Raw genomic sequence first — 1,998 nt, 5'->3', positions numbered from 1 at the left:
GAGTGCCTAGTAGCCGTAACGATTGCGCTCACTGTTTTTGTAAATTCTATGGCAGAGATTAGCCCAGAGATCAACCTCATGCAGATAGCGACTATACTCAACCAATATCGATTTGAAATGAGAGGATATAAAGCGCAAGAATTAATCGAGCGCTGGTTGCCCACCTATTCGCTAAATTGGATTCGCATGGCGATTTTAGAGGCACTCTATCAGGGACGTTACAAAGTCATTTCGGTGGAGGAAATTCTCAAAATTTGGCACCGTCGCGGCCATCCTACCTTTCATTTTACGGGGGAATTCGAGCGCTTGGTTTGTAAAAACTTGCCAGATTCCCAGTTAAATGGCAAAAAAACAGCAGTTGTCCCTAAACAGGAAAAGGTCAATATACTTTCTACCACCCTTGAGCGGCCTTATCCAGAGCCACAAGCGGGAAAAACCGATAATAATGGCACAGTAGCCATGGGTAAAGATTCTTTATTCAACTTAGAAACTTCTCTTTTTGATGATCCTCGCAAAGGGATGAGTGATGTGGAGGAATTATTCTCACAGTTAACCCCAGAAACGCCCAAATTCCCTGAATTAGAATCATTGCCTAAATCGCCTAACGGTCATGGAACTAGGGAGAATTTTTCGGCTAATTTTAAACCGGTAATCGATGAGTTTATCCCTTTGTTAGACCCTTCGGAATTATATCCCAAATTAAAAGCTGTGGCTCGATCGCAGTATAAGTAGGGTTGGCTGAAAAAGTTTTTCCTAGGGGCAGGGTGTGGGGTGTGGGGTGTGGGGTGGTGGGGTACTGACACCAATTAATTCCCCGCCCTCAAGAAAAAAAAATCGCCTTGACGATTAGAATAGAGTTAACTTTCCCCCTCCAGGCGCTGCTCAATTAACTAGATTATGACATCCTCCTATTTTGGTCTAGAAACCGAAGAAAATAAACTAATTAACTCTAATAATCTCTCGTTCGCCGCTTCTCTTGGTATTCATGCCCTAATTTTAGCGATTATCTTACCTAATTTCCTCAATAATCCAGCGCAGGAGCCAAAAAAGGAATTACGCAACGTCAATCTGATTGAATTGAATCCTCTAGAGCAGTCACGTCTTCCCAGTCTTGACTCCTCCCTGTCCAGCTTACCCGGACTGCCTAACCTCAATTCGTCTTCTTCCTCTTTGCCTCCTCTCCCCGCCATGGATGGCATCCATAACAGCACCTTACCTCCTTTACCCTCGGTTTCTTCCCTTCCCCCTTTACCTCCCCTCTCCTCCTTACCCTCCGTCAATATCTATTCTCCTCCCGTGGCATCTATCTCCTCCTCGGGTAGATTACCGATTCCTCGCAATTTTCCCACTTCTACCCCCAGTTTACCTAGTCCTCCTTCTGTTCCCACCCTGTCAGAGAATAATAATCGGCCTAGGGGGACTAATAACCAGCAGCTCCAGCCTTACTTCGATCCCTACCGAGATAATCTAACTCCAGATGAATTGCGAAATTCGCCCCGTAGTGCATCGCAACAGGCGCAGGAACAATTAAACAATTCCTTGGCCCGCACGTCGGAGCCGAATGGTCAATCTCCCCTCGATGAACAGCGTCGTCAACAATTAATGTGGGAAATGCGGGAACGTTTGCGCTCCCTGGAGGCGGACAAAAGCAATACCAGTAACGAAGAGGCCATGAGAAATCAGGTGGATTGGCTGGCCAGAGTCCAAAAAACTAATCCTAACGCCTTAAATGAACTAAATCAGCCCAATCAGGGCAGCAGAGGTATAACTACCGTCAATTTGACTGGTAATTATCCCGCCACGGCTTGTTCCCGTCAATTAGCGGGGACGGCGGTTTATGGGGTGACGGTGGATGGTCAAGGCCGCCTCAGCAGTGAACCCCAGTTAATTAAAAGTGCTGGCTTCCCGATTTTCAATCAACAGGCGGCTGGGGAAGTGAGATCAACTCGTTTTAATAATCCCAGTGGTGAGTCGAGAATCTATCAGGTGCGAGTCAGT

General features: G+C 46.5%; 2 protein-coding genes. Both read left to right on the top strand.

The annotated features are described in order from the left end of the window. The first annotated feature begins 48 nt into the window (after positions 1-48). Entirely contained in the window at positions 49-732 is a 684-nt protein-coding gene (locus PX484_RS02670) for a hypothetical protein (protein WP_287765840.1), read from the top strand. Positions 733-897: 165 nt separating this feature from the next. Continuing rightward, positions 898-1,998: energy transducer TonB (locus tag PX484_RS02665; RefSeq protein WP_288102765.1), on the top strand; the 1,101-nt coding region annotated here is incomplete at its 3' end.

The organism is Microcystis sp. M49636_WE2, from assembly GCF_030065375.1.
GTDB classification, from domain to species: domain Bacteria; phylum Cyanobacteriota; class Cyanobacteriia; order Cyanobacteriales; family Microcystaceae; genus Microcystis; species Microcystis aeruginosa_C.
Note: the sequence above shows the minus strand (reverse complement) of the source record. Positions and strands in the feature narration are given on the sequence as shown.

What these genes read in the sequence shown, in the direction of transcription:
- PX484_RS02670 (WP_287765840.1), top strand. Translation starts at nt 49, where the DNA reads ATGGCAGAGATTAGCCCAGAGATCAACCTCATGCAGATAGCGACTATA.